We start from the raw sequence: 25228 nt of genomic DNA, 5'->3' as shown, positions 1-25228 counted from the left end.
TTGCGTCTTGTCCGGCCTACGGGGATCCAGGCCGGATAAGGCGTTTGCGCCGCATCCGACAATCGGCACACCATGCCGGAAGCGACGCTTTGCGTCTTGTCCGGCCTACGAGAATCCAGGTCGGATAAGGCGTTTACGCCGCATCCGACAATCTGTACGTGAACAGGAATAAATCTATGTTGGCCGGATAAGGCGGAGCCGCTCTCCGGCAAAAAGAATCAATAACAATTATACGCGTGACCCGACGCGGGAAATGTCGGGGCGCTCTCCCAAGTGACACACTTTCGAGAGGATTCAGGATGGGGCAATCATCGCAATCACATGAGTTAGGCGGCGGGCTGAAATCACGCCACGTCACCATGTTGTCTATTGCCGGTGTTATCGGCGCAAGTCTGTTTGTTGGTTCCAGCGTCGCCATCGCCGAAGCGGGCCCGGCGGTATTGCTGGCCTATCTGTTCGCCGGGTTACTGGTGGTTATGATTATGCGGATGCTGGCGGAAATGGCGGTTGCCACGCCCGACACCGGCTCCTTTTCCACCTATGCCGATAAAGCTATTGGCCGCTGGGCGGGCTATACCATCGGCTGGCTGTACTGGTGGTTTTGGGTACTGGTTATCCCACTGGAAGCCAACATCGCCGCCATGATCCTGCACTCATGGGTTCCCGGCATTCCCATCTGGTTATTTTCCCTCGTCATTACCCTCGCCTTAACCGGCAGTAATTTATTAAGCGTTAAAAACTACGGTGAATTTGAGTTCTGGTTGGCGATATGCAAAGTGATTGCCATCCTGGCATTTATTTTCCTCGGCGCAGTGGCGATTAGCGGTTTTTACCCATATGCAGAAGTGAGCGGTATTTCAAGATTATGGGATAGCGGCGGCTTTATGCCTAACGGCTTCGGGGCGGTATTAAGCGCGATGCTGATCACCATGTTCTCGTTTATGGGCGCGGAAATTGTCACCATCGCCGCCGCAGAATCCGACACGCCGGATAAACATATTGTTCGCGCCACCAACTCGGTTATCTGGCGTATCTCTATTTTCTATTTGTGTTCTATTTTTGTCGTCGTGGCTCTCATTCCGTGGAATATGCCAGGACTGAAAACCGTGGGTTCCTACCGTTCCGTGCTGGAGCTGCTGAATATTCCGCATGCAAAATTCATTATGGATTGCGTTATTTTGCTGTCAGTAACCAGTTGCCTGAACTCGGCGCTGTATACCGCGTCAAGGATGCTCTACTCCTTAAGCCGTCGCGGTGATGCGCCCGCGGTAATGGGTAAAATCAACCGCAGTAAAACCCCGTACGTGGCAGTATTACTCTCCACCGGTGCGGCATTTTTAACGGTGGTAGTGAACTATTACGCGCCTGCGAAAGTGTTTAAATTCCTGATCGACAGCTCCGGCGCTATCGCCTTGCTGGTTTATTTAGTCATTGCCGTTTCGCAATTACGGATGCGTAAAATCCTACTGGCGGAAGGCGGCGATATTCGCCTGCGCATGTGGCTTTATCCGTGGCTCACCTGGCTGGTGATTGGCTTTATTACTTTTGTGTTGGTGGTGATGCTATTCCGTCCGGCTCAACAGTTAGAAGTGATCTCCACCGGCTTATTAGCGATAGGGATTATCTGTACCGTGCCAATTATGGCTCGCTGGAAAAAGCTGATAATGTGGCAAAAAACACCCATTCATAATACGCGCTGATAATGATCAGGAGTCACACCATGACCATTACCTCTCTGGATGGCTATCGCTGGTTGAAGAACGATATTATTCGCGGCAATTTTCAGCCGGATGAAAAATTACGGATGAGTTTGCTGACATCGCGTTATGCACTTGGCGTCGGGCCCTTGCGGGAAGCGCTTTCGCAACTGGTGGCAGAACGGCTGGTCACGGTGGTGAATCAAAGAGGGTATCGGGTGGCGTCTATGTCAGAACAGGAGCTGCTCGATATTTTCGATGCCCGTGCCAATATGGAAGCGATGCTGGTAAGCCTGGCGATTGCCCGCGGTAGTGATGAGTGGGAGGCAGACGTTCTTGCGAAGGCACATCTGCTCAGTAAGCTTGAGGCCTGTGACGCCAGTGAGAAAATGCTTGATGAGTGGGATCTGCGTCATCAGGCGTTTCATACTGCAATTGTGACAGGCTGTGGTTCTCACTATTTGCTGCAAATGCGTGAACGGTTGTTTGATCTGGCGGCGCGCTATCGCTTCATCTGGTTGCGGCGAACGGTGCTTTCCGTGGAAATGCTGGAAGATAAACACAACCAACATCAAATTTTAACCGAAGCTGTGTTGGCGCGGGATGCCGCGCGCGCCAGTGAGTTAATGCGCCAGCATTTGCTGACGCCGATTCCCATTATCCAGCAGGCGATGGCGGACTAACCGCTATTACTCTGGAATACGCAACACTTGTCCCGGATAAATTTTATCCGGGCTTTTCAGCATCGGTTTATTCGCTTCGAAGATTTTATTGTACAGATTGGCGTTGCCGTAGACCTGTTTGGAAATGGCGCTAAGCGTGTCGCCAGACTTAACGGTATAAAACTGGCTGGCAGTGGCTGGTGTCGCAGTTTTTACCTGATCGTCGACGCTGGCGATACCAGAAATATTCCCCACCGCAACAAGGATTTTTTCCTTCGCTTCCTGGCTCAAACCATCACCAGTCACCGTCGCTTTGCCATCGGTAATTTGGATATTTACTTTATCGGCATCTGGAATGCCGGTTTTGTTCAGATGCTCCTGCACCTTCTTCGCCTGATCGTCTTTATCATGCTGACCAGTAACTGTATCCCAGAGTTTTTCTCCGGCATCTTTCACAAAATTGAACAGACCCATAGTTACCTCGTTCGTTAACGGAAACACTCAGAAAGTGTAGCAGAGGAACGCGGCGCACTAACGCCGCGGAGTAAGCACAGAGTTAATCGCGGGTTTGCACCCAGAAAGCGTGAATTAAACCAGGGATATACCCAAGCAGCGTCAACAAGATATTAATGATGAACGCCCAACCAAATCCTTTGCCAAGCAGCACGCCGAGCGGCGGCAAAATGATGGTGATGACGATTCTCCAGAAACCCATATTTACTCCCTATAAGAAAATTAACCATTGTTTAAAAAGAGATTTTATCTCTTAAGCATAATAATTTTAGCGGAACCAGCCAGTTTCAGCCTACGCGTTTACCCTCATTTACGCTGCTGACGCTGGTATACGTTGCATTTTTAGTTTAGAATTCACTTAATTTAGAAAATACTTAAATAACTATGACTGAACTCGCCCAACTACAGGCCAGCGCCGAACAGGCTGCGGCCTTACTGAAAGCAATGAGTCACCCCAAACGGTTGTTGATTCTGTGCATGCTTTGCGGGTCACCTGGGACCAGCGCCGGAGAACTGGCTCGCATTACCGGACTTAGCGCCTCCGCCACGTCACAGCATCTGGCTCGCATGCGTGACGAGGGACTTATTGACAGCCAGCGGGACGCCCAACGCATCCTTTATTCCATTAAAAATGAGGCGGTAAATGCCATTATCGCCACCCTGAAAAATATCTATTGTCCGTAAGGAGTGACGATGGCTTTGATAACAATTTCACCGCATGACGCGCAAGAATTAATCGCGCGTGGTGCAAAGTTAATCGATATTCGTGATGCCGACGAATATCTTCGTGAACATATTCCAGCAGCCTCTCTGGCACCATTATCCGTGATAGAACAGTCCGGTCTTCCAGATAAATTACGTAGCGAACAAATTATATTCCACTGCCAGGCAGGTAAACGCACCCGTAATAACGCTGATAAATTAGCAGCGATTGCCGCCCCCGCAGAGGTCTTTTTACTGGAAGATGGGATCGATGGCTGGAAAAAAGCGGGATTGCCGGTAGCAGAAAATAAATCTCAACCGTTGCCATTAATGCGTCAGGTACAGATCGCCGCTGGCGGCTTAATATTAATCGGCATCGTACTGGGTTATGCCATTAATAGCAGCTTCTTCTTATTAAGTGGATTTGTCGGCGCAGGATTAGTGTTTGCAGGAATCAGCGGTTTTTGCGGGATGGCAAGGCTATTAGACAAGATGCCGTGGAATCAGCGAACTTGAGAAGCAACGCCGGATGCGCCATAGAGGCGGCATCCGGCGCCAGGGATTAGATCAGGAAATCGTCGAGAGATTTACCTTCTGCCAGCGCCTGAGCAATTGGCTTCGGCGTACGGCCCTGACCGGTCCAGGTTTTGGTTTCACCATTGAAGTCGGTGAATTTATATTTTGCTGGACGCGGTTCACGCTTTTTACCTGCACGCGGAGCAGCGGTGCCGTTAGCCAATAACTCTTCCGGGTTAATACCATCAGCTTTCATCAGCTCCAGCCAGGTGCTAATTTTTTCCTGGCGTTCTGCCAGTTCACGCTGCTGCTGTTCTTCTTCTTCACGTCTTTCTTTAGTGACAACCCTGAATTTTTCGAGCATTTCTTCAAGAACGTCAATGGAGAATTCGCGAGCCATTGCACGAAGGGTGCGGATATTATTTAAGCTTTGTAACATTACGGACATAATAAAGAAAACCTTTTAAAGCCAAAACAAAAAGTATTTCGCCGCGTAGTGTAAGCGATCACTTATTATATTTCCACAAAATTTAATATATTTACAATCGCGAAGGGATATTATTTCGCGCGTTATTTGCTGACACATTAATGCTTATATGCAAATTATATAGCAGCCATTTAACTTACTTATTACAGCGACTGGTGAGTGTTCCGGCGTACGATACAACCTCCCGGCCGATAACGGAACCCGCAATCAGCATAAATATGCACATAAAAAGAATACATATTACCCATGTCAACTTGAAACTTTGTGCTGCCATTACAGGCTTTACAACATAAAAGATGCTGAATGAGGCCAGGCGCGCTCCTAAGCCGAATTCTCTACGCTTTGCTGCGTAAACACACCTTGTACACTCTGCTAAAAAATATCAGAGCCACGTCATAACATAATGATTTAAAATAACATTATCTTTTAAGACATAAAAAAATCCAGAATGTACAAAAAATGCGCCACTACGGAATATTTTATCTACAAAAACCAAGGAAATAAAAATTTTTCACTAATTGATAAGTCATAGCCAGCGATATACGCTATGCGAAAGTGCAAACGGTAATTTAAACCACTGCATTCACATTCATCCGATTTCGCGTTTATTAAGGAGCATGGGCATGTTCTCACCGCAGTCACGCTTGCGTCATGCAGTAGCAGATACGTTCGCGATGGTTGTTTACTGTTCTGTCGTGAACATGTTTATCGAAGTATTTCTCTCCGGAATGAGCTTCGAACAGTCCCTTTATTCCAGACTGGTAGCGATTCCGGTGAACATCTTAATTGCATGGCCATACGGTATGTACCGCGATCTATTTATGCGAATGGCACGCAAAGTTGGCTCGTCGGGCTGGGTAAAAAATCTTGCGGATATTCTGGCTTATGTGACGTTCCAGTCACCGGTATATATGGCAATCTTACTCGTCGTGGGCGCGGGTTGGCACCAGATTATGGCCGCGGTCAGTTCAAACATCGTCGTTTCGATGTTGATGGGTGCGGTCTATGGCTACTTCCTTGATTACTGCCGCCGCCTGTTCAAAGTCAGCAGTTACCAGCAGGTAAAAGCCTGACCCTTCTTTGTCGCGACTGGCAATGCCAGTCGCGTCTTTAATTGGCTTCGCCAAACAATCCATGTAAATAACGTTCAAGCGCAACACGCGAGCTGAAACCGTGTGGAATGCCGTAATGCTCGTGACGCTCACCCGCTAAATAGAGCGGGAACTGCTGGTAATGATCGCAAGTTTTAATATCGGAAGCCGGTTCTGCCAGTGTCGAACTACGTTCTTTTAACGTGGGATGAATTACCAGTGCGGTACGTCCCATTCGCGCTTCGCGATTAACATAGACATAATTTTCCCCACGGCGATAACCATAAGTTTTCTGGGTTACCACATCGACGGTAAAACCGACTTTCTCAAGTACGCGCGCCACCTCGTCTGGTCGTAAATACATATTTTATCCTCGTTATTATCTACCGCGGCCCTACCTTACCTGATTGAGCATTCACAACGCTTTCAGAAAAGTCCATAAAGCCACGATGAATCTCTGTTAAGAAAATTATGGTCTACACTGAAAATTACATTGAATCCTGATGGGAGATCATATGTTTAACAGACCGAACCGCAACGACGTCGATGATGGCGTGCAGGATATTCAGAATGATGTCAATCAATTAGCTGACAGCCTGGAATCTGTATTGAAGTCCTGGGGCAGCGACGCTAAAGGGGAAGCCGAAGCCGCACGCAGTAAAGCTCAGGCTTTACTGAAAGAAACCAGGGCGCGGATGCATGGTCGAACTCGCGTCCAGCAAGCCGCGCGCGATGCTGTTGGCTGCGCAGACTCTTTTGTTCGTGAAAGACCCTGGTGTAGTGTGGGAACAGCTGCTGCGGTAGGTATTTTTATCGGCGCGTTGTTAAGCATGCGTAAATCGTAGTGAAACAATGATAATAAATACACGTCCCTGGCCCCGAAGCCTGACTTCGGGGTTTTTAACTTAAGGCACTGCGTAATTGTTGTGCCACCTGCTGCGCCATACTTTCGCTAACGATATTGGTAAACGAGAGCAGCAATCCTCCTTCCCCATTTGAGCGGATACGCCAGTCGCTAAGTGCCTGCACCGCAAGGCCAGCAGCATTGGCCTTACGCGCGTGGGCAATATCGTCGCCCACCATGCTGATAACCATCTGGATACCGCCTTTTTGCGGCACAACCTGAAATCCCTGCTGCGTCAACGCCTGCTCAATCCACTGCCGACGTTGAGCATAGTGCTGACGCATTTTCTTCAGATGCCGCCAGAAATGCCCCTCACGAATGAAATCTGCCAGTGTGTTCTGCCACAGTACGGGTACCGCACATGGCTCCAGTGACGCCTGTTGGCGGAATTGCGTAATCTGCTCCACCGGCACCACCAGCCACGCACAGCGCAGTGCAGGAAATAGCGATTTGCTGAATGTTCCGGCATAAATTACCCGCTGCGGTGCGTCGAGACTTTTCAGCGCCGGTAACGGCTTACCGTGATAGCGAAACTCACTGTCGTAATCATCTTCAATAATCCATGCCTGACTACGCTCTGCCCATTCCAGCATCTGGTGCCTGCGCGCTAAAGAGAGCGCCACACCCAGCGGGCTCTGGTGTGCCGGCGTAATCAGAGCAAAACGCGCATCAGGATAATTTTGTATTCCGCTTGTGACATCCAGTCCGTTGTCATCAACCGGCACCGGTAAAATTTCCACACCGTGGCGAGTGACAATCGGGCGAATCAGTGGAAAGCCGGGATCTTCCATCCACATCCCGTTTCCCGGTTTCGCCAGCGCGTGTAGAATTAAAGCCATTGAGGCCGCATAACCATGAGTGATAAAGACCTGCTCTGGCTGGCATTCAATCCCGCGTGAAACGCGTAAGTAATCAACTATTGCCTCGCGCAACGCCGCCTCACCGCAGACATCGCCTAATGCCAAATCAAAGCGCGTCTGGGTACGAAGGCGACGCCCCGTCACCCGCGCCCACTGCTCTCGCGGAAAGAGATCGAGTGCGGGTAATCCCAATTGAAATGGCAGTGGCTGCTGACTTTCACCAGCAAAAGCCACGACATCCACAGCAGATTGTTGCGGATGTATCTGCTCACTGACAAATGTGCCAGCCTGTCCCCGCCTGACCAGCCATCCTTGCGCCACCAGCTCAGCATACGCATTTTCGACAGTGGATCGAGAGCCCCCCAGTTCCTGCGACCAGGTACGACTCGAAGGTAGCCTTGCGCCAGGTTTCAATTCCCCTTGCTCAATAGCCGTTTTTAACTGACGGGCGATATCCTGATAACGTGGCATATGGTCTGCTTTTTTACGTAATTTATGGCTCTCTTTAGCAGTCCATTATAGTGCTACATTGCGGGCGTTAATAAGAGGAGAAACTGTATGACTACATTACGTCAGCCTTACTACGAACTTAGCCCGGCAGTGTATAACGCACTGGTGCAGGCCAAAACGGCACTGGAAAATAGCGCGCTGGATACCACGCTGATGGAGTTAATTTATTTGCGCGTCTCGCAAATCAACGGCTGCGCATTTTGTCTGGAGATGCACAGCAAAGCATTACGCAAATCCGGCGTGCCACAGCACAAACTGGACGCCCTGGCAGGCTGGCGCGTAAGCCATCATTTTGACGATCGCGAGCGGGCGGCGCTGGCATGGGCGGAATCGGTAACCGATATTGCCCGAACCCATGCGGAAGACGAGGTTTATCAGCCTTTGCTTGAGCATTTCAGCGCAGCAGAAATCAGCGACTTAACGTTTGCCATCGGGCTGATGAATTGTTTTAACCGTCTGGCCGTTTCCATGCGCATGTAACTTCTTGATGCCGGGTAATCACCCGGCAAAAAAACACAAAATCCCCTACCCCGTTGAGCCATTCAGCGGTGGCGTAATCAATCCAAAATTCCCATATCTTGTGTGGTTGAATCTTTTTTCAACTACATCTAGTATCTCTGTATCAACAGAGAGACAACCCGACGCGTATCATCGCGCCGTATCTTCATTTTAAACGGAAATACGAATCATGCGCATTACTATTTACACTCGTAACGATTGCGTTCAGTGCCACGCCACCAAACGGGCGATGGAAAACCGGGGCTTTGACTTTGAAATGATTAATGTCGATCACGTCCCTGAAGCAGCAGAAACATTGCGTGCTCAGGGCTTTCGCCAGTTACCGGTGGTAATTGCTGGCGATCTTAGCTGGTCTGGCTTCCGCCCGGACATGATCAACCGTCTGCATCCTGCGCCACACGCGGCCAGTGCATGAGCCAGCTCGTCTACTTTTCCAGCAGCTCCGAAAATACGCAGCGTTTTATCGAACGTTTAGGGCTGCCCGCGGTGCGCATCCCGCTCAATGAGCGGGAACGGATTCAGGTAGGCGAGCCTTACATCCTGATCGTGCCCTCTTACGGCGGTGGCGGTACGGCTGGCGCGGTGCCACGACAGGTAATTCGCTTTTTAAACGACGAGCACAACCGGGCGTTGCTGCGCGGCGTGATTGCTTCGGGTAATCGCAACTTTGGTGAGGCGTATGGCCGCGCCGGAGATGTGATTGCTCAAAAATGCGGCGTGCCGTGGCTATACCGCTTTGAACTCATGGGTACGCAAAGCGATATCGAAAACGTTCGTAAAGGAGTAACCGAATTTTGGCAACGACAACCGCAGAACGCCTGACGCAGGAAACGATGGATTACCACGCGCTGAATGCGATGCTTAACCTTTACGATAGCGCAGGTCGCATTCAGTTCGATAAAGACAGCCAGGCCGTTGACGCCTTTATGGCGACGCATGTGCGCCCGAACAGTGTGACCTTCAGTAGCCAGCAGCAGCGCCTGAACTGGCTGGTCAACGAAGGTTACTATGATGAAAGCGTTCTTAATCGCTACTCTCGCGATTTTGTCATTACACTGTTTGCCCACGCGCACGCCAGCGGTTTTCGTTTTCAGACATTCCTCGGAGCATGGAAGTTTTACACCAGCTATACGTTGAAGACATTCGACGGTAAGCGTTATCTGGAAGATTTTGCCGATCGAGTCACGATGGTGGCGCTGACGCTGGCACAAGGCGATGAAACACTGGCGACGCAACTGACTGATGAGATGCTGTCAGGACGCTTTCAGCCTGCCACGCCAACATTCCTCAACTGCGGTAAACAGCAGCGCGGCGAACTGGTTTCCTGTTTTCTGCTGCGTATTGAAGACAATATGGAGTCGATTGGCCGGGCGGTAAATTCCGCACTGCAACTGTCGAAACGCGGCGGCGGCGTGGCATTTTTGCTGTCGAATCTGCGGGAAGCGGGCGCGCCAATTAAACGTATTGAAAATCAATCTTCTGGCGTAATTCCGGTGATGAAAATGCTGGAAGACGCATTTTCCTATGCCAACCAACTCGGCGCTCGTCAGGGGGCAGGTGCAGTCTATTTACATGCCCATCATCCCGATATTCTGCGTTTTCTCGATACAAAGCGGGAAAATGCCGACGAAAAAATCCGCATTAAAACACTGTCGCTGGGCGTGGTGATCCCGGATATCACTTTCCATCTGGCAAAAGAGAATGCGCAGATGGCGCTGTTTTCGCCTTATGACGTTGAGCGAGTTTATGGCAAGCCGTTTGCCGATATCGCCATCAGTGAACACTATGACGAACTGGTTGCCGATGAACGCATCCGCAAAAAATACCTCAACGCCCGTGATTTCTTCCAGCGACTGGCAGAAATCCAGTTTGAGTCCGGCTATCCCTACATCATGTATGAAGACACGGTTAACCGTGCTAACCCTATCGCCGGGCGCATAAATATGAGCAATCTCTGCTCAGAAATTTTGCAGGTTAACAGCGCATCAGAGTATGACGAGAATCTCGACTATGCCCGCACAGGCCATGATATTTCCTGCAATTTAGGTTCGTTGAATATTGCCCACACCATGGATTCCCCCGACTTTGCCCGCACGGTAGAGACCGCCGTACGCGGTTTAACAGCGGTGTCAGATATGAGTCATATCCGCAGCGTGCCGTCCATCGAAGCCGGAAATGCCGCCTCACACGCCATCGGTCTGGGGCAGATGAATTTACACGGTTATCTGGCGCGAGAAGGCATCGCTTATGGTTCGCCGGAAGCACTGGATTTCACCAATCTCTATTTCTATACCATCACCTGGCACGCACTGCGTACCTCGATGTTGCTGGCACGCGAACGTGGTGAAACCTTCGCCGGGTTCAAACAGTCACGCTATGCCAGTGGTGAATATTTTAGCCAATATCTGCAAGGGAACTGGCAGCCGAAAACGGCGAAAGTTGGCGAACTGTTTGCCCGTAGCGGTATTACGTTATCTACCCGTGAGATGTGGGCGCAACTGCGCGACGACGTGATGCGCTACGGCATTTACAACCAGAATCTTCAGGCGGTGCCGCCAACCGGTTCTATCTCTTATATCAACCATGCTACGTCGAGTATTCATCCGATTGTGGCGAAAGTAGAGATACGCAAAGAGGGCAAAACAGGACGCGTTTACTACCCTGCCCCGTTTATGACTAACGAGAATCTGGCGCTGTATCAGGATGCTTACGAAATTGGCGCAGAAAAGATCATCGACACCTACGCGGAAGCGACTCGCCATGTCGATCAGGGTTTGTCGCTGACGCTGTTTTTCCCCGATACCGCCACCACTCGCGATATCAACAAAGCGCAGATTTACGCCTGGCGCAAGGGTATCAAAACGCTCTATTACATTCGCCTGCGTCAGATGGCGCTGGAAGGCACTGAAATTGAAGGCTGCGTCTCCTGTGCACTTTAAGGAATATCTATGAAACTCTCACGTATCAGCGCCATCAACTGGAACAAGATAACAGACGATAAAGATCTGGAGGTGTGGAATCGCCTGACCAGCAATTTCTGGCTACCAGAAAAGGTGCCACTGTCGAACGATGTTCCTGCGTGGCAGACATTAAGTGTCGTAGAACAACAACTGACGATGCGCGTTTTTACTGGCCTGACGCTGCTCGATACGCTGCAAAATGTTATCGGCGCGCCTTCGCTGATGCCCGATGCGCTCACGCCTCATGAAGAGGCGGTATTATCGAATATCAGCTTTATGGAAGCGGTTCATGCCCGCTCTTACAGTTCGATTTTCTCGACGCTGTGCCAGACCAAAGATGTCGATGCCGCCTACGCCTGGAGTGAAGAAAACGCACCGTTGCAGCGAAAAGCACAGATTATTCAGCAACATTATCGCGGTGATAATCCGCTGAAAAAGAAAATCACCAGTGTGTTTCTTGAATCATTTTTGTTCTATTCCGGTTTCTGGCTGCCGATGTATTTTTCCAGCCGCGGAAAGCTAACCAATACCGCAGACCTGATCCGTCTGATTATCCGCGATGAAGCAGTCCACGGTTACTACATCGGCTATAAATATCAGAAAAACCTGGAAAAGATCTCCCAGGCACAACGTGAAGAATTGAAGAGTTTCGCCTTCGATTTGTTGCTGGAACTTTATGACAACGAGTTGCAATACACCGATGAGCTGTACGCCGAAACCCCGTGGGCTGACGATGTAAAAGCGTTTCTCTGCTACAACGCCAATAAGGCGTTGATGAATCTGGGCTACGAACCGTTATTTCCCGCAGAAATGGCGGAAGTGAATCCGGCAATCCTCGCCGCGCTTTCGCCGAATGCCGATGAAAATCACGACTTCTTTTCCGGTTCAGGCTCTTCATATGTGATGGGAAAAGCGGTCGAAACAGAAGATGAAGACTGGAATTTCTGACGGGGCTATTTTTAAAAATATCACTACCCGCAGCAGGGAATTAATTCCTGCCAGATAGCTTTTTATCACGCAAATATTTTGTGGTGATCTACACTGATACTCTGTTGCATTATTCGCCTGAAACTACAATATTCAGGCGTTTTTTCGCTATCTATGACAAAAAATATCAACTTTCTCGATTTGCTCTCAGCCCTTATATCACGGGAAATTCCGGCAATTTGCTCGCATCAATATTCATGCCACATTTGCCATCAGGGGTTGCCTCAGATTCTCAGTATGTTAGGGTAGAAAAAAGTGACTATTTCCATTGGGTAATATATCGACATAAACAAATAACAGGAATCTTTCTATTGCATGGCAATTAAATTAGAAATTAAAAATCTTTATAAAATATTTGGCGAGCATCCACAGCGAGCTTTCAAATATATCGAACAAGGACTTTCAAAAGAACAAATTCTGGAAAAAACTGGGCTATCGCTTGGCGTAAAAGACGCCAGTCTGGCCATTGAAGAAGGCGAGATATTTGTCATCATGGGATTATCCGGTTCGGGTAAATCCACAATGGTACGCCTTCTCAATCGCCTGATTGAACCCACCCGCGGGCAAGTGCTGATTGATGGTGTGGATATTGCCAAAATATCCGACGCCGAACTCCGCGAGGTGCGCAGAAAAAAGATTGCGATGGTCTTCCAGTCCTTTGCCTTAATGCCGCATATGACCGTGCTGGACAATACTGCGTTCGGTATGGAATTGGCCGGAATTAATGCCGAAGAACGCCGGGAAAAAGCCATTGATGCACTGCGTCAGGTCGGGCTGGAAAATTATGCCCACAGCTACCCGGATGAACTCTCTGGCGGGATGCGTCAACGTGTGGGATTAGCCCGTGCATTAGCGATTAATCCGGATATTTTATTAATGGATGAAGCCTTCTCGGCGCTCGATCCATTAATTCGCACCGAGATGCAGGATGAGCTGGTAAAATTACAGGCGAAACATCAACGCACCATTGTCTTTATTTCCCACGATCTCGATGAAGCCATGCGTATTGGCGACCGAATTGCCATTATGCAAAATGGTGAAGTGGTACAGGTCGGCACACCGGATGAAATTCTCAATAATCCGGCGAATGATTATGTCCGCACCTTCTTCCGTGGCGTCGATATTAGCCAGGTATTCAGTGCGAAAGATATTGCCCGCCGCAGCCCTAATGGCTTAATTCGTAAAACCCCTGGCTTCGGCCCACGTTCGGCACTGAAATTATTGCAGGATGAAGATCGCGAATATGGCTACGTTATCGAACGCGGTAATAAGTTTGTCGGCGCAGTCTCTATCGATTCGCTTAAAACCGCATTAACACAGCAGCAAGGTCTTGATGCAGCACTGATTGATGCGCCGTTAGCGGTCGATGCGCAAACGCCTCTTAGCGAGTTGCTCTCTCATGTCGGACAGGCGCCCTGTGCGGTGCCAGTGGTCGACGAGGACCAACAGTATGTCGGCATCATTTCGAAAGGAATGCTGCTGCGCGCTTTAGATCGTGAGGGGGTAAATAATGGCTGATCAAAATAATCCGTGGGATACCACACCAGCGGCGGACAGTGCCGCACAATCCGCAGATGCCTGGGGTACACCGGCTGCTACACCGACTGACGGTGGCGGCGCCGACTGGCTGACCAGCACGCCTGCGCCAAACGCCGAGCATTTTAACATTCTCGATCCGTTCCATAAAACACTGATCCCACTCGACAGTTGGGTCACTGAAGGGATCGACTGGGTCGTTACCCATTTCCGTCCCGTCTTCCAGGGCGTGCGCGTTCCGGTCGATTACATCCTCAACGGTTTCCAGCAATTGCTGCTGGGTATGCCGGCACCGGTGGCGATTATCGTTTTCGCTCTCATCGCCTGGCAGATTTCCGGGGTCGGAATGGGCGTGGCGACGCTGGTTTCGCTGATTGCCATCGGCGCAATCGGAGCCTGGTCACAGGCAATGGTTACTCTGGCGCTGGTGTTAACCGCCCTGCTGTTCTGTATCGTCATCGGTTTGCCGTTGGGGATCTGGCTGGCGAGAAGTCCGCGAGCGGCGAAAATTATTCGTCCACTGCTTGATGCCATGCAGACCACGCCAGCGTTTGTTTATCTGGTGCCAATCGTCATGCTGTTTGGTATCGGCAACGTGCCGGGCGTAGTGGTGACGATCATCTTTGCTCTGCCGCCGATTATCCGCCTGACTATTCTGGGGATTAACCAGGTTCCGGCGGATCTGATTGAAGCCTCGCGCTCATTCGGTGCCAGCCCGCGCCAGATGCTGTTCAAAGTTCAGTTACCGCTGGCGATGCCGACCATTATGGCGGGCGTTAACCAGACGCTGATGCTGGCCCTTTCTATGGTGGTCATCGCCTCGATGATTGCCGTCGGCGGGCTGGGTCAGATGGTACTTCGCGGTATCGGTCGTCTGGATATGGGGCTTGCCACCGTTGGCGGCGTCGGGATTGTGATCCTCGCCATTATCCTCGACCGCCTGACGCAGGCCGTTGGGCGCGACTCACGCAGTCGCGGCAACCGTCGCTGGTACACCACTGGCCCTGTTGGTCTGCTGACCCGCCCATTCATTAAATAACTCTGCACTTGCCCGGTGACGCCGGGCATTACCCCCTGCCAAAAAAAGGAATAACAATGCGACATAGCGTACTTTTTGCGACAGCGTTTGCCACGCTTATCTCTACACAAACTTTTGCAGCCGATCTGCCGGGCAAAGGCATTACCGTAAACCCGATTCAGAGCACCATCACTGAAGAAACCTTCCAGACGCTGCTGGTTAGTCGTGCGCTGGAGAAATTAGGTTATACCGTCAATAAACCCAGCGAAGTGGATTACAACGTTGGCTATACCTCGCTTGCTTCCGGCGATGCAACCTTTACCGCCGTGAACTGGACGCCGCTGCATGACAACATGTACGAAGCTGCCGGTGGCGATAAGAAATTTTATCGTGAAGGGGTATTTGTTAACGGCGCGGCACAAGGTTACCTGATCGATAAGAAAACTGCCGACCAGTACAAAATCACCAACATCGCGCAACTGAAAGATCCGAAGATCGCCAAACTGTTCGATACCAACGGCGACGGTAAAGCGGATTTAACCGGCTGTAATCCTGGCTGGGGCTGCGAAGGTGCCATCAACCACCAGCTTGCCGCGTATGAACTGACCAATACCGTGACGCATAATCAGGGGAACTATGCGGCGATGATGGCCGACACCATCAGTCGCTACAAAGAGGGCAAACCGGTGTTTTACTACACCTGGACGCCGTACTGGGTGAGTAATGAGCTGAAGCCAGGGAAAGATGTGGTCTGGTTGCAGGTGCCGTTCTCTGCACTGCCGGGCGATAAAAATGCCGATACCAAACTGCCGAATGGTGCGAATTACGGCTTCCCGGTCAGCACCATGCATATCGTTGCCAACAAAGCCTGGGCCGAGAAAAACCCGGCAGCAGCGAAACTGTTTGCCATTATGCAGTTACCAGTGGCAGATATTAACGCCCAGAACGCCATTATGCATGACGGTAAAGCCTCAGAAGGCGATATTCAGGGCCATGTTGATGGCTGGATTAAAGCCCACCAGCAGCAGTTCGATGGCTGGGTGAATGAGGCGCTGGCAGCGCAGAAGTAATTTTTATTAGGGCGGATAAGGCGTTTTTGCCTCATCCGCCGCTCTGTACACAATGCCTGATGCGACGCTAACGCGTCTTATCATGCCTACAAAACACACTCATTCCGTAGGGCGGATAAGGCGTTTTCGCCGCATCCGCCGTTCTGTGCTCAATGCCTGATGCGACGCTGGCGCGTCTTATCATGCCTACAAACCACACCGCACATTTCAACAATCTATCTTTCATCCCATATTCATCAACATCCGCTATTATTGATTTCCAGCTTAATCATCACCTGATGAACAAAAATAATGACTAAACCCAATCATGAGCTTAGCCCGGCGCTGATCGTGCTAATGTCGATCGCCACCGGTCTGGCGGTCGCCAGCAACTATTACGCACAGCCATTGCTCGACACCATCGCGCGTAACTTTTCCCTTTCCGCCAGTTCGGCGGGCTTTATTGTCACCGCCGCGCAGTTGGGCTATGCCGCAGGTCTGCTGTTTCTTGTTCCCCTCGGTGATATGTTTGAACGCCGCCGCCTGATTGTCTCGATGACCTTACTGGCGGCAGGCGGTATGTTGATTACCGCCAGCAGTCAGTCGCTGGCGATGATGATCCTCGGTACGGCATTAACCGGTTTATTCTCTGTCGTGGCACAAATTCTGGTTCCGCTGGCGGCGACGCTGGCTTCACCGGACAAACGCGGCAAAGTGGTTGGCACCATTATGAGTGGCCTGCTACTGGGGATCTTACTCGCACGGACCGTTGCCGGACTGCTGGCGAATCTCGGCGGCTGGCGCACCGTCTTTTGGGTCGCATCGGTGTTAATGGCACTGATGGCACTGGCGTTATGGCGCGGCCTGCCACAAATGAAATCTGAAACCCACCTCAACTACCCACAGTTGCTTGGTTCCGTTTTCAGCATGTTTATCAGCGAGAAGATCCTGCGTACCCGCGCGATACTGGGCTGCCTGACCTTTGCCAACTTCAGCATTCTCTGGACATCAATGGCTTTTTTGCTCGCCGCGCCGCCTTTTAATTACAGCGATGGCGTAATTGGTCTGTTTGGACTTGCGGGGGCTGCCGGGGCGTTGGGCGCTCGCCCGGCGGGCGGTTTTGCCGATAAGGGCAAATCGCATCTCACAACAACGTTTGGTCTGCTGCTGCTGTTACTTTCGTGGTTGGCGATCTGGTTTGGCCACGCTTCCGTACTGGCGCTAATTATCGGCATTCTGATACTGGATCTCACCGTGCAGGGCGTGCATATCACCAATCAAACCGTGATTTATCGTATTCATCCTGATGCGCGTAATCGCCTGACCGCAGGTTACATGACCAGCTACTTTATTGGCGGTGCTGCTGGTTCGCTGATCTCGGCATCCGCCTGGCAACATGCCGGTTGGGCTGGCGTTTGTCTGGCTGGCGCGACGATTGCCCTGGTTAACTTACTGGTCTGGTGGCGAGGTTTTCATCTTCAGGAAGTCGCAAATTAAGCAATCAGCAACCGTTTTCGTGGCTTTACACTTATAAGGGTGTTAAGAATCCCATCAGTCTGATAAGGTTAGGATATTCATCCAGACTATTAATAATATTAACAATCGTTAAGCGTACACTCTATGGTAAGCCCTACTCCACTGCCTGCTTCTGGTTCGGCGACCTTCATGGAAGGCTGCAAAGACAGTTTACCGATTGTTATTAGTTATATTCCGGTGGCCTTTGCATTTGGTCTGAATGCGACCCGTCTGGGATTCTCTCCCCTGGAAAGCGTTTTTTTCTCCTGCATTATTTATGCAGGAGCGAGCCAGTTTGTCATCACCGCAATGCTGGCAGCTGGTAGTAGCTTGTGGGTAGCCGCATTGACCGTTATGGCAATGGATGTTCGCCATGTACTGTATGGTCCATCGTTGCGTAGCCGCATTGTTCAACGCCTGCAAAAATCGAAAACCGCACTGTGGGCGTTTGGCCTGACGGACGAAGTTTTTGCCGCAGCAACGGCAAAACTGGTACGTAATAATCGCCGCTGGAGCGAAAACTGGATGATCGGCATTGCCTTCAGTTCATGGTCATCGTGGGTATTTGGTACGGTAATAGGGGCATTTTCGGGCAGCGGTTTGCTGCAAGGTTATCCAGCCGTCGAAGCAGCATTAGGCTTTATGCTGCCGGCACTCTTTATGAGTTTTCTGCTCGCCTCTTTCCAGCGCAAACAATCTCTTTGCGTTACCGCAGCGTTAGTTGGTGCCCTTGCTGGCGTAACGCTATTTTCTATTCCCGTCGCCATTCTGGCAGGCATTGTCTTTGGCTGCCTCACTGCGTTAATCCAGTCATTCTGGCAAGGAGCACCTGATGAGCTATGAGGTTCTGCTGCTTGGATTACTGGTTGGCGCGGCGAATTACTGCTTCCGCTATTTACCCCTACGCCTGCGAGTGGGCAATGCCCGCCCAACCAAGCGTGGCGCAGTGGGTATTTTGCTCGACACCATTGGCATCGCCTCGATTTGCGCTCTGCTGGTTGTCTCTACCGCACCAGAAGTGATACACGATTCACGCCGTTTCGTACCCACGCTGGTCGGTTTTGCGGTACTGGGAGCCAGTTTCTATAAAACACGCAGCATCATTATTCCCACTTTATTGAGTGCGCTGGCCTACGGGCTGACGTGGAAAGTGATGACGTTTCTATAGACCACAAGAATCATTTTTCTAAAACAATACATTTACTTTATTTGTCACTGTCGTTACTATATCGGCTGAAATTAATGAGGTCATACCCAAATGGATAGTTCGTTTACGCCCATTGAACAAATGCTAAAATTTCGCGCCAGCCGCCACGAAGATTTTCCTTATCAGGAGATCCTTCTGACCCGTCTTTGCATGCATATGCAAAGCAAGCTGCTGGAGAACCGCAATAAAATGCTGAAGGCTCAGGGGATTAACGAGACGTTGTTTATGGCGTTGATTACGCTGGAGTCTCAGGAAAACCACAGTATTCAGCCTTCTGAATTGAGCTGTGCTCTTGGATCATCCCGTACCAATGCGACGCGTATTGCCGATGAGCTGGAAAAACGTGGCTGGATCGAACGTCGTGAAAGCGATAACGATCGCCGCTGCCTGCATCTGCAATTAACGGAAAAAGGTCACGAGTTTTTGCGCGAGGTTTTACCGCCGCAGCATAACTGCCTGCATCAACTCTGGTCCGCGCTCAGCACAACAGAAAAAGATCAGCTCGAGCAAATCACCCGCAAATTGCTCTCCCGTCTCGATCAGATGGAACAAGACGGTGCTGTTCTCGAAGCGATGAGCTAACGCGTCATCTCGCTCAAAAATCCAGACTTATAAAAGAAAAACTGACCGGCCAGCATCGCAACGTGCTGGCCTTTTTGGCAAGCAGGTCGGCTCAGCCGATGAGTTAAGAAGATCGTGGAGAATACTATGAGCGCAAATGCGGAGACACAAACCCCGCAGCAACCGGTAAAGAAGAGCGGCAAACGTAAGCGTCTGCTCCTCCTTCTCACCTTGCTCTTTATTATTATTGCCGTAGCGATAGGGATTTATTGGTTTTTGGTACTGCGTCATTTCGAAGAAACGGATGACGCATACGTGGCAGGAAATCAGATTCAAATTATGTCTCAGGTGTCAGGCAGTGTGACGAAAGTCTGGGCCGATAACACCGATTTTGTAAAAGAAGGCGATGTGCTGGTCACTCTCGACCCGACGGATGCTCGCCAGGCGTTTGAAAAAGCCAAAACTGCGCTGGCTTCCAGCGTACGTCAAACCCACCAGCTGATGATTAACAGCAAACAGTTGCAGGCAAATATTGAGGTGCAGAAAATCGCCCTCGCCAAAGCTCAGAGTGACTACAACCGTCGCGTGCCGCTGGGCAATGCCAACCTGATTGGCCGAGAAGAGCTGCAACACGCCCGCGACGCCGTCACCAGCGCCCAGGCGCAGCTGGATGTCGCCATTCAACAATACAATGCCAATCAGGCGATGATTTTGGGTACTAAACTTGAAGATCAGCCTGCCGTGCAACAGGCTGCCACTGAAGTGCGTAATGCCTGGCTGGCGCTGGAGCGTACCCGTATTGTCAGCCCGATGACTGGTTATGTCTCCCGTCGCGCAGTACAGCCTGGTGCACAAATTAGCCCAACGACGCCGCTGATGGCGGTCGTTCCAGCCACGAATATGTGGGTGGATGCTAACTTTAAAGAGACGCAGATTGCCAATATGCGCATCGGTCAGCCGGTTACCATCACCACCGATATTTACGGCGATGATGTGAAATACACCGGTAAAGTGGTTGGTCTGGATATGGGTACGGGTAGCGCGTTCTCGCTGCTTCCGGCGCAAAACGCCACCGGTAACTGGATCAAAGTCGTTCAGCGTCTGCCTGTTCGTATCGAACTGGACCAGAAACAGTTGGAGCAATACCCGCTGCGTATCGGTTTATCCACGCTGGTGAGCGTCAATACCACTAACCGTGACGGCCAGGTACTGGCAAACAAAGTACGCTCCACACCGGTCGCGGTAAGCACCGCGCGTGAAATCAGCCTGGCACCTGTCAATAAACTGATCGACGACATCGTAAAAGCTAACGCTGGCTAATCCAGAGGTGCGTGTGATGCAACAGCAAAAACCGCTGGAAGGCGCGCAACTGGTCATTATGACGATTGCGCTGTCGCTGGCGACATTCATGCAGGTGCTGGACTCCACCATTGCTAACGTGGCGATCCCCACTATCGCCGGGAACCTGGGTTCATCACTCAGTCAGGGAACGTGGGTAATCACCTCCTTCGGGGTGGCGAATGCCATCTCGATCCCTCTTACCGGCTGGCTGGCAAAGCGCTTCGGGGAAGTGAAACTGTTCCTCTGGTCGACCATCGCCTTCGCCATTGCTTCGTGGGCATGTGGTGTCTCCAGCAGTCTGAATATGCTGATCTTCTTCCGCGTGATTCAGGGGATTGTCGCCGGGCCATTGATCCCGCTTTCGCAAAGTCTGTTACTGAATAACTACCCACCGGCCAAACGTTCTATCGCGCTGGCGTTGTGGTCGATGACGGTGATTGTCGCGCCAATTTGCGGCCCGATCCTCGGCGGTTATATCAGTGATAATTACCACTGGGGCTGGATATTCTTCATCAACGTGCCGATTGGCGTGGCGGTTGTATTGATGACACTGCAAACCCTGCGCGGACGTGAAACCCGCACCGAACGGCGGCGGATTGATGCCGTGGGGCTGGCACTGCTGGTAATTGGTATCGGCAGCCTACAGATTATGCTCGACCGGGGTAAAGAGCTGGACTGGTTCTCATCACAGGAAATTATCATCCTTACCGTGGTGGCAGTGGTGGCTATCTGCTTCCTGATTGTCTGGGAGCTAACGGATGATAACCCGATAGTCGATCTGTCGTTGTTTAAGTCGCGCAACTTCACCATCGGCTGCTTGTGTATCAGCCTCGCGTATATGCTCTACTTCGGCGCTATTGTTCTGCTGCCGCAGTTGTTGCAGGAGGTCTACGGTTACACGGCAACGTGGGCAGGGCTGGCCTCTGCGCCGGTAGGGATTATTCCGGTGATCCTGTCGCCAATTATCGGTCGCTTTGCGCATAAACTGGATATGCGCCGACTGGTGACGTTCAGCTTTATTATGTATGCCGTCTGCTTCTACTGGCGTGCTTATACCTTTGAACCGGGTATGGATTTCGGCGCGTCGGCCTGGCCGCAGTTTATTCAGGGCTTCGCGGTGGCCTGCTTCTTTATGCCGCTGACCACCATTACGCTGTCTGGTCTGCCACCGGAACGACTGGCGGCGGCGTCGAGCCTCTCCAACTTTACGCGAACGCTGGCGGGGTCTATCGGTACGTCCATAACGACGACGATGTGGACTAACCGCGAGTCGATGCACCATGCTCAGTTGACCGAATCGGTGAACCCGTATAACCCGAACGCCCAGGCGATGTACAGCCAACTGGAAGGGCTGGGGATGACGCAACAGCAGGCATCGGGCTGGATTGCTCAGCAGATCACCAATCAGGGGCTGATTATTTCTGCCAATGAGATCTTCTGGATGTCAGCCGGGATATTCCTCGTCTTGCTGGGGCTGGTGTGGTTTGCTAAACCGCCATTTGGCGCAGGCGGCGGCGGAGGCGGCGCGCACTAAGGTTGTTCAAGGGAGCTGCGGCTCCCTTTTTTATATGCTCATTCTGTAAACGGTTGTTTAATCAACGCCAAATGATGCCATTATGGAGGGTTGCTTAATAAACAGTTCTGCAATCAGAAAAATAGACAATGTATTTATATTTTTCTTAAGAATCGTGTGTTTTATCTCATATTTTTATTCATTTCATCGATACACAGAAATCACATTTATATTATTTTTTTGATAAAAACCCTGGTATTTACCCCCTTCTAAGAAGATGTGCAAACAATAAACATGCAATTAATTTGTCATTTTTATTAAATTCAAAAAATATCGACACCATATATCTTAATGATTTTCCTCATTTTTCTTTTTATCATTTTTTACCACTTAAGATATTTAAAGATTTTTGCCATAGAAAACTATGCTACTTATTTTTTAGCACAACAACTAAACCATCAAAATAAATTAATATTAAATTAACCATAAATTAAACTGATTTATAAACATTGGTTTCACGCACTACTCTTCATTTGAAGAAACAGTAACCTGTTCCAAAGACGTTAAAATCTAATTTTCTTACGTAGTTACTGTGAGTTCATTATTTATCTAAAAATAAATCATAAGGATGAGAAGGAACTTTATGAACATCAAAAAGCATCCCTTGTCAACGCTGGCAATAGCTATTTCAACCGTGTTATCAATACCCGTTTCACTGGCATGGACACCACCCACGACCATCAACAGTGATGTTACCATCGACAATAATGATGTTGTAACGCTATCCTCATCCGAAAATAATTCATCAGCCTGGGATCAATTTCATTATCTTAATGTTGGTTCAAAAAGTGAAGGAACATTGAATATAGATGGGCGGGATCTGTCTACGGCTAAAATCGTAATCGGCAATGCTACCTCCGGGGTAATGAAATTAGAAAATAATACTCATCTAACGCTTAGTCATGCATCGCCTAATGAACGCGATGTTTATTTAGGTAAGAATGGTGGTTCAGGAACCTTAATGGTGCTTAGCGGCAGTACTATCACCGATTTAAATGAATTCAGAATCGGTGAATTTAATTACCAGGCACAGGGTCAAGTTGTTATTGACGGTGAGGGTTCATCCGTTGCCGCACGGTATGTGATGGTAGGCGATCAGGGGACGGGTAAACTCGAAATCACTCATGGCGGTCGTCTTACAGCATCAAAAGATATGATCATTGGCTTTAATGGAAATATGGAGAATTTTCAGGGAACGGGATACGGCGAAACCCTGGTTGATGGTGACAATTCTTCATTAGCCGTGAATGAGTTTATCTCCCTTGGTGGATTGGGCTCATTGCAGAACGATGCAAAGGGTACTCTTACCGTTAGTAATAATGCCACGGTCAGCGCGAATCAATTTATCTGGCTTGGAATGGACGAAACCAGCACCGGTATTCTAAACATTGGTGGAGCGAAGGGAGAAGCCGAACAGAAAGCGGGGGCAATTAAGACGCCGATTATCCATATGGGAAGCGATGTAGGGGATAGTACTGCCCAAATTAATTTCAACCATTCCAGCGAAGATTTTATCCTGGCTGCAGATATAGCTGGCAAAGGCGAAGTTAACCAGGAAGGTTCAGGTATCACTACGTTGACTGGCGCAAATACCTATTCTGGCCAAACGAATATTAGTAAAGGCACCCTGCGCGCCGGTATCAACGATACCTTTAGTCCGAACTCCAGTTATGTCGTCTCCAGTGGAGGGAATATTGATTTAGACGGTTTTTCGCAAACCTTAAATACGCTGGATTTAGCAGGTACAGCGACGCTATCGTCCTCAAAAAATGGCAACAAGTTGACACCTGCCACACTCACCATTAATGGAGATTACACCGCCAATAATGGGTTGTTAGTTATGCGTACCGAACTCGGTGATGATAATTCCGCGACCGATAAATTAATTGTAAAAGGCAACACGTCTGGTCATACCCGCGTGAGTGTTCACAATGCGGGCGGTCTGGGCGCGGATACTCTGGAAGGGATAAAAATTGTCGAGGTTGACGGCCTGTCAGAGGGCGTTTTCAGTAAAGAAGGTCGTATTGTTGCCGGTCCTTATGATTACAACGTAGTAAAAAGCGACAACCAGAACTGGTTTTTAACCAGTGAAATTCCCGCAGGACCGTATACCCCGGTACTCCCCGTCATCCCGGAACCCGATCCTGAGCCCCCTGTAACACCAGAACCGCCTGTGACACCGGAGCCGCCTGTTACGCCATCTGTTCCACAACCAGAACGAAAACATCTGTATCGCCCGGAAATTGGTAGCTATGTGGCTAATATTCAGGCGGCAAATACGCTGTTTAATACCCGACTGCATGACCGTCTGGGGGAAACACAATACACCGACCTGCTCACTGGCGAACAGAAAGTGACCAGTCTGTGGATGCGTAACATTGGCGGACATAATCGCTTTAAAGATCGCTCGGATGAATTGAGCACTCAGAGCAACCGTTATGTTCTGCAACTGGGTGGTGACCTCGCACAATGGAGCAGTAATGACCTTGATCGCTGGCATCTCGGCTTAATGGCTGGCTATGCCAACAGCAAGAGTCACACGCATTCCAACCTGACCGGGTACAACTCACGTGGGCAAATCGACGGCTACAGTGTGGGCGTGTATGGCACCTGGTACGCTAATGAAGCAGACAAAACAGGGACTTATGTTGACAGCTGGTTGCTCTACAACTGGTTTGATAATACCGTCTCCGGCGAGTATCTGCCCAGTGAGAAATATCACTCTGACGGCATCACCGCCGCCATTGAAGCGGGTTATACCTTCCGTCTTGGTGAAAGCGCAGATGCACGTACCAGCTACTGGTTGCAGCCAAAAATGCAACTGACATGGATGGATGTGAAGGCAGACAATCATACGGAAGACAATGGCACGCTTGTTGAGGACAGCACCGAAGGCAACCTGCAAACACGTCTGGGGGTGAAAGCATATCTGCAGGGTCATCATGCTATTGATGATCATAAAGAGCGTTCTTTCCAGCCTTTCGTGGAAGCCAACTGGGTTTATAACTCCCGCAATTACA

Annotated in this window: 26 protein-coding genes; 21 read left to right on the top strand and 5 right to left on the bottom strand. The window is 50.1% G+C overall.

All coding sequences use genetic code 11. The features are described 5' to 3' along the window. Window positions 1–299: 299 nt before the first annotated feature. On the top strand, window positions 300–1700 hold the full coding sequence (gabP, locus tag D9597_RS02800; protein WP_130221567.1) for a GABA permease: 1401 nt from the start codon (window positions 300–302) through the stop codon (window positions 1698–1700). Window positions 1701–1720: 20 nt separating this feature from the next. Next, window positions 1721–2380: a DNA-binding transcriptional regulator CsiR gene (gene csiR / locus D9597_RS02795; protein ID WP_130221566.1), complete on the top strand. Its 660-nt coding sequence runs from the start codon at window positions 1721–1723 to the stop codon at window positions 2378–2380. A gap of 6 nt (window positions 2381–2386) precedes the next feature. Here csiR and kbp read toward each other — a convergent pair whose 3' ends face one another. Further along, complete coding sequence (gene kbp / locus D9597_RS02790) at window positions 2387–2833, bottom strand: potassium binding protein Kbp (RefSeq protein ID WP_064529911.1); 447 nt, start codon at window positions 2831–2833, stop codon at window positions 2387–2389. A gap of 82 nt (window positions 2834–2915) precedes the next feature. Then, window positions 2916–3074, bottom strand: a complete 159-nt coding sequence (locus D9597_RS02785) for a YqaE/Pmp3 family membrane protein (protein ID WP_000508177.1) — start codon at window positions 3072–3074, stop codon at window positions 2916–2918. A 182-nt stretch (window positions 3075–3256) separates the two neighbouring features. On the opposite strand from D9597_RS02785, the gene D9597_RS02780 reads away from it, so the two are divergent. Then, window positions 3257–3556, top strand: coding sequence for a metalloregulator ArsR/SmtB family transcription factor (locus D9597_RS02780; protein ID WP_130208087.1), 300 nt, complete (start codon window positions 3257–3259; stop codon window positions 3554–3556). A gap of 9 nt (window positions 3557–3565) precedes the next feature. Further along, complete coding sequence (locus D9597_RS02775) at window positions 3566–4090, top strand: rhodanese family protein (protein ID WP_130221565.1); 525 nt, start codon at window positions 3566–3568, stop codon at window positions 4088–4090. Window positions 4091–4136: 46 nt separating this feature from the next. Here the strand turns inward: D9597_RS02775 and stpA are convergent, their stop codons facing one another. Then, window positions 4137–4538, bottom strand: coding sequence for a DNA-binding protein StpA (gene stpA / locus D9597_RS02770; protein WP_064529914.1), 402 nt, complete (start codon window positions 4536–4538; stop codon window positions 4137–4139). A 662-nt stretch (window positions 4539–5200) separates the two neighbouring features. Here stpA and alaE point away from each other — a divergent pair. Next, entirely contained in the window at window positions 5201–5650 is a 450-nt protein-coding gene (gene alaE, locus D9597_RS02765; protein ID WP_064529915.1) for an L-alanine exporter AlaE, read from the top strand. A gap of 37 nt (window positions 5651–5687) precedes the next feature. On the opposite strand, the gene D9597_RS02760 is transcribed toward alaE, so the two are convergent. Next, window positions 5688–6032 carry a DUF2002 family protein gene (locus tag D9597_RS02760; protein ID WP_130221564.1) on the bottom strand — a complete coding sequence of 115 codons (345 nt, stop codon included), beginning with the start codon at window positions 6030–6032 and terminating at the stop codon, window positions 5688–5690. Between the two features lie 151 nt (window positions 6033–6183). Between D9597_RS02760 and D9597_RS02755 the strand changes: the two genes are divergently transcribed. Continuing rightward, window positions 6184–6513: a DUF883 domain-containing protein gene (locus D9597_RS02755; RefSeq protein WP_001295174.1), complete on the top strand. Its 330-nt coding sequence runs from the start codon at window positions 6184–6186 to the stop codon at window positions 6511–6513. A gap of 55 nt (window positions 6514–6568) precedes the next feature. Here the strand turns inward: D9597_RS02755 and D9597_RS02750 are convergent, their stop codons facing one another. Next, on the bottom strand, window positions 6569–7903 hold the full coding sequence (locus D9597_RS02750) for a PLP-dependent aminotransferase family protein (protein WP_130221563.1): 1335 nt from the start codon (window positions 7901–7903) through the stop codon (window positions 6569–6571). An 87-nt stretch (window positions 7904–7990) separates the two neighbouring features. On the opposite strand from D9597_RS02750, the gene D9597_RS02745 reads away from it, so the two are divergent. The 15 genes from D9597_RS02745 to D9597_RS02665 form a co-directional block, all read left to right on the top strand. Then, the gene (locus D9597_RS02745; RefSeq protein WP_000209788.1) at window positions 7991–8422 is read left to right on the top strand and encodes a carboxymuconolactone decarboxylase family protein; all 432 of its coding nucleotides are present in this window, start codon (window positions 7991–7993) and stop codon (window positions 8420–8422) included. Window positions 8423–8630: 208 nt separating this feature from the next. Beyond that, a complete protein-coding gene (gene nrdH / locus D9597_RS02735; protein ID WP_130208073.1) occupies window positions 8631–8876 on the top strand; it encodes a glutaredoxin-like protein NrdH in 246 nt (81 codons plus the stop codon). Beyond that, the gene (gene nrdI / locus D9597_RS02730; RefSeq protein WP_130221561.1) at window positions 8873–9283 is read left to right on the top strand and encodes a class Ib ribonucleoside-diphosphate reductase assembly flavoprotein NrdI; all 411 of its coding nucleotides are present in this window, start codon (window positions 8873–8875) and stop codon (window positions 9281–9283) included. The genes nrdH and nrdI overlap by 4 nt, the downstream gene beginning before the upstream one ends. Continuing rightward, window positions 9256–11400: a class 1b ribonucleoside-diphosphate reductase subunit alpha gene (gene nrdE, locus D9597_RS02725; RefSeq protein WP_130221560.1), complete on the top strand. Its 2145-nt coding sequence runs from the start codon at window positions 9256–9258 to the stop codon at window positions 11398–11400. The genes nrdI and nrdE overlap by 28 nt, the downstream gene beginning before the upstream one ends. A gap of 9 nt (window positions 11401–11409) precedes the next feature. Beyond that, the gene (gene nrdF / locus D9597_RS02720; protein WP_130221559.1) at window positions 11410–12369 is read left to right on the top strand and encodes a class 1b ribonucleoside-diphosphate reductase subunit beta; all 960 of its coding nucleotides are present in this window, start codon (window positions 11410–11412) and stop codon (window positions 12367–12369) included. 354 nt (window positions 12370–12723) lie between these two features. After that, the gene (gene proV, locus D9597_RS02710; protein ID WP_130221558.1) at window positions 12724–13926 is read left to right on the top strand and encodes a glycine betaine/L-proline ABC transporter ATP-binding protein ProV; all 1203 of its coding nucleotides are present in this window, start codon (window positions 12724–12726) and stop codon (window positions 13924–13926) included. Beyond that, window positions 13919–14983 (top strand): glycine betaine/L-proline ABC transporter permease ProW, encoded by a 1065-nt coding sequence (proW, locus tag D9597_RS02705; protein ID WP_130208067.1) that lies wholly within the window; start codon window positions 13919–13921, stop codon window positions 14981–14983. Before proV ends, proW begins: the two co-directional genes overlap by 8 nt. Before the next feature lie 56 nt (window positions 14984–15039). Continuing rightward, a complete protein-coding gene (gene proX / locus D9597_RS02700; RefSeq protein ID WP_032226031.1) occupies window positions 15040–16032 on the top strand; it encodes a glycine betaine/L-proline ABC transporter substrate-binding protein ProX in 993 nt (330 codons plus the stop codon). A gap of 291 nt (window positions 16033–16323) precedes the next feature. Then, the gene (locus D9597_RS02695) at window positions 16324–17508 is read left to right on the top strand and encodes an MFS transporter (RefSeq protein ID WP_130221557.1); all 1185 of its coding nucleotides are present in this window, start codon (window positions 16324–16326) and stop codon (window positions 17506–17508) included. Between the two features lie 123 nt (window positions 17509–17631). Next, window positions 17632–18369 (top strand): L-valine exporter subunit YgaZ, encoded by a 738-nt coding sequence (ygaZ, locus tag D9597_RS02690; RefSeq protein ID WP_130210896.1) that lies wholly within the window; start codon window positions 17632–17634, stop codon window positions 18367–18369. Then, window positions 18359–18694: an L-valine transporter subunit YgaH gene (gene ygaH, locus D9597_RS02685; RefSeq protein ID WP_130210894.1), complete on the top strand. Its 336-nt coding sequence runs from the start codon at window positions 18359–18361 to the stop codon at window positions 18692–18694. Before ygaZ ends, ygaH begins: the two co-directional genes overlap by 11 nt. A gap of 90 nt (window positions 18695–18784) precedes the next feature. After that, window positions 18785–19315 (top strand): multidrug efflux transporter EmrAB transcriptional repressor EmrR, encoded by a 531-nt coding sequence (emrR, locus tag D9597_RS02680; RefSeq protein ID WP_000378441.1) that lies wholly within the window; start codon window positions 18785–18787, stop codon window positions 19313–19315. A gap of 126 nt (window positions 19316–19441) precedes the next feature. Continuing rightward, window positions 19442–20614 (top strand): multidrug efflux MFS transporter periplasmic adaptor subunit EmrA, encoded by a 1173-nt coding sequence (gene emrA / locus D9597_RS02675; protein ID WP_001295175.1) that lies wholly within the window; start codon window positions 19442–19444, stop codon window positions 20612–20614. 16 nt (window positions 20615–20630) lie between these two features. After that, the gene (gene emrB / locus D9597_RS02670) at window positions 20631–22169 is read left to right on the top strand and encodes a multidrug efflux MFS transporter permease subunit EmrB (RefSeq protein ID WP_130217219.1); all 1539 of its coding nucleotides are present in this window, start codon (window positions 20631–20633) and stop codon (window positions 22167–22169) included. Window positions 22170–22791: 622 nt separating this feature from the next. After that, window positions 22792–25228, top strand: a 2437-nt coding sequence (locus tag D9597_RS02665) for an autotransporter outer membrane beta-barrel domain-containing protein (RefSeq protein ID WP_130221588.1), incomplete at its 3' end; no start/stop codon positions are given.

Source organism: Escherichia sp. E13S3 (assembly GCF_004212325.1).
GTDB lineage: Bacteria > Pseudomonadota > Gammaproteobacteria > Enterobacterales > Enterobacteriaceae > Escherichia.
The sequence above is the reverse complement of the archived record's forward strand: the minus strand, read 5'-3'. Positions and strand labels throughout refer to the sequence as shown.

Bases quoted from the DNA above. Each gene is read 5' to 3' on its own strand.
- nrdH (WP_130208073.1), top strand. From the start codon at position 8,631: ATGCGCATTACTATTTACACTCGTAACGATTGCGTTCAGTGCCACGCC.
- D9597_RS02785 (WP_000508177.1), bottom strand. From the start codon at position 3,074: ATGGGTTTCTGGAGAATCGTCATCACCATCATTTTGCCGCCGCTCGGC.
- nrdF (WP_130221559.1), top strand. From the start codon at position 11,410: ATGAAACTCTCACGTATCAGCGCCATCAACTGGAACAAGATAACAGAC.
- nrdI (WP_130221561.1), top strand. From the start codon at position 8,873: ATGAGCCAGCTCGTCTACTTTTCCAGCAGCTCCGAAAATACGCAGCGT.
- proV (WP_130221558.1), top strand. From the start codon at position 12,724: ATGGCAATTAAATTAGAAATTAAAAATCTTTATAAAATATTTGGCGAG.
- proX (WP_032226031.1), top strand. From the start codon at position 15,040: ATGCGACATAGCGTACTTTTTGCGACAGCGTTTGCCACGCTTATCTCT.
- D9597_RS02780 (WP_130208087.1), top strand. From the start codon at position 3,257: ATGACTGAACTCGCCCAACTACAGGCCAGCGCCGAACAGGCTGCGGCC.
- alaE (WP_064529915.1), top strand. From the start codon at position 5,201: ATGTTCTCACCGCAGTCACGCTTGCGTCATGCAGTAGCAGATACGTTC.
- emrR (WP_000378441.1), top strand. From the start codon at position 18,785: ATGGATAGTTCGTTTACGCCCATTGAACAAATGCTAAAATTTCGCGCC.
- gabP (WP_130221567.1), top strand. From the start codon at position 300: ATGGGGCAATCATCGCAATCACATGAGTTAGGCGGCGGGCTGAAATCA.
- csiR (WP_130221566.1), top strand. From the start codon at position 1,721: ATGACCATTACCTCTCTGGATGGCTATCGCTGGTTGAAGAACGATATT.
- kbp (WP_064529911.1), bottom strand. From the start codon at position 2,833: ATGGGTCTGTTCAATTTTGTGAAAGATGCCGGAGAAAAACTCTGGGAT.
- D9597_RS02745 (WP_000209788.1), top strand. From the start codon at position 7,991: ATGACTACATTACGTCAGCCTTACTACGAACTTAGCCCGGCAGTGTAT.
- D9597_RS02760 (WP_130221564.1), bottom strand. From the start codon at position 6,032: ATGTATTTACGACCAGACGAGGTGGCGCGCGTACTTGAGAAAGTCGGT.
- proW (WP_130208067.1), top strand. From the start codon at position 13,919: ATGGCTGATCAAAATAATCCGTGGGATACCACACCAGCGGCGGACAGT.
- emrA (WP_001295175.1), top strand. From the start codon at position 19,442: ATGAGCGCAAATGCGGAGACACAAACCCCGCAGCAACCGGTAAAGAAG.
- D9597_RS02750 (WP_130221563.1), bottom strand. From the start codon at position 7,903: ATGCCACGTTATCAGGATATCGCCCGTCAGTTAAAAACGGCTATTGAG.
- ygaH (WP_130210894.1), top strand. From the start codon at position 18,359: ATGAGCTATGAGGTTCTGCTGCTTGGATTACTGGTTGGCGCGGCGAAT.
- D9597_RS02695 (WP_130221557.1), top strand. From the start codon at position 16,324: ATGACTAAACCCAATCATGAGCTTAGCCCGGCGCTGATCGTGCTAATG.
- stpA (WP_064529914.1), bottom strand. From the start codon at position 4,538: ATGTCCGTAATGTTACAAAGCTTAAATAATATCCGCACCCTTCGTGCA.
- ygaZ (WP_130210896.1), top strand. From the start codon at position 17,632: ATGGTAAGCCCTACTCCACTGCCTGCTTCTGGTTCGGCGACCTTCATG.
- D9597_RS02775 (WP_130221565.1), top strand. From the start codon at position 3,566: ATGGCTTTGATAACAATTTCACCGCATGACGCGCAAGAATTAATCGCG.
- emrB (WP_130217219.1), top strand. From the start codon at position 20,631: ATGCAACAGCAAAAACCGCTGGAAGGCGCGCAACTGGTCATTATGACG.
- D9597_RS02755 (WP_001295174.1), top strand. From the start codon at position 6,184: ATGTTTAACAGACCGAACCGCAACGACGTCGATGATGGCGTGCAGGAT.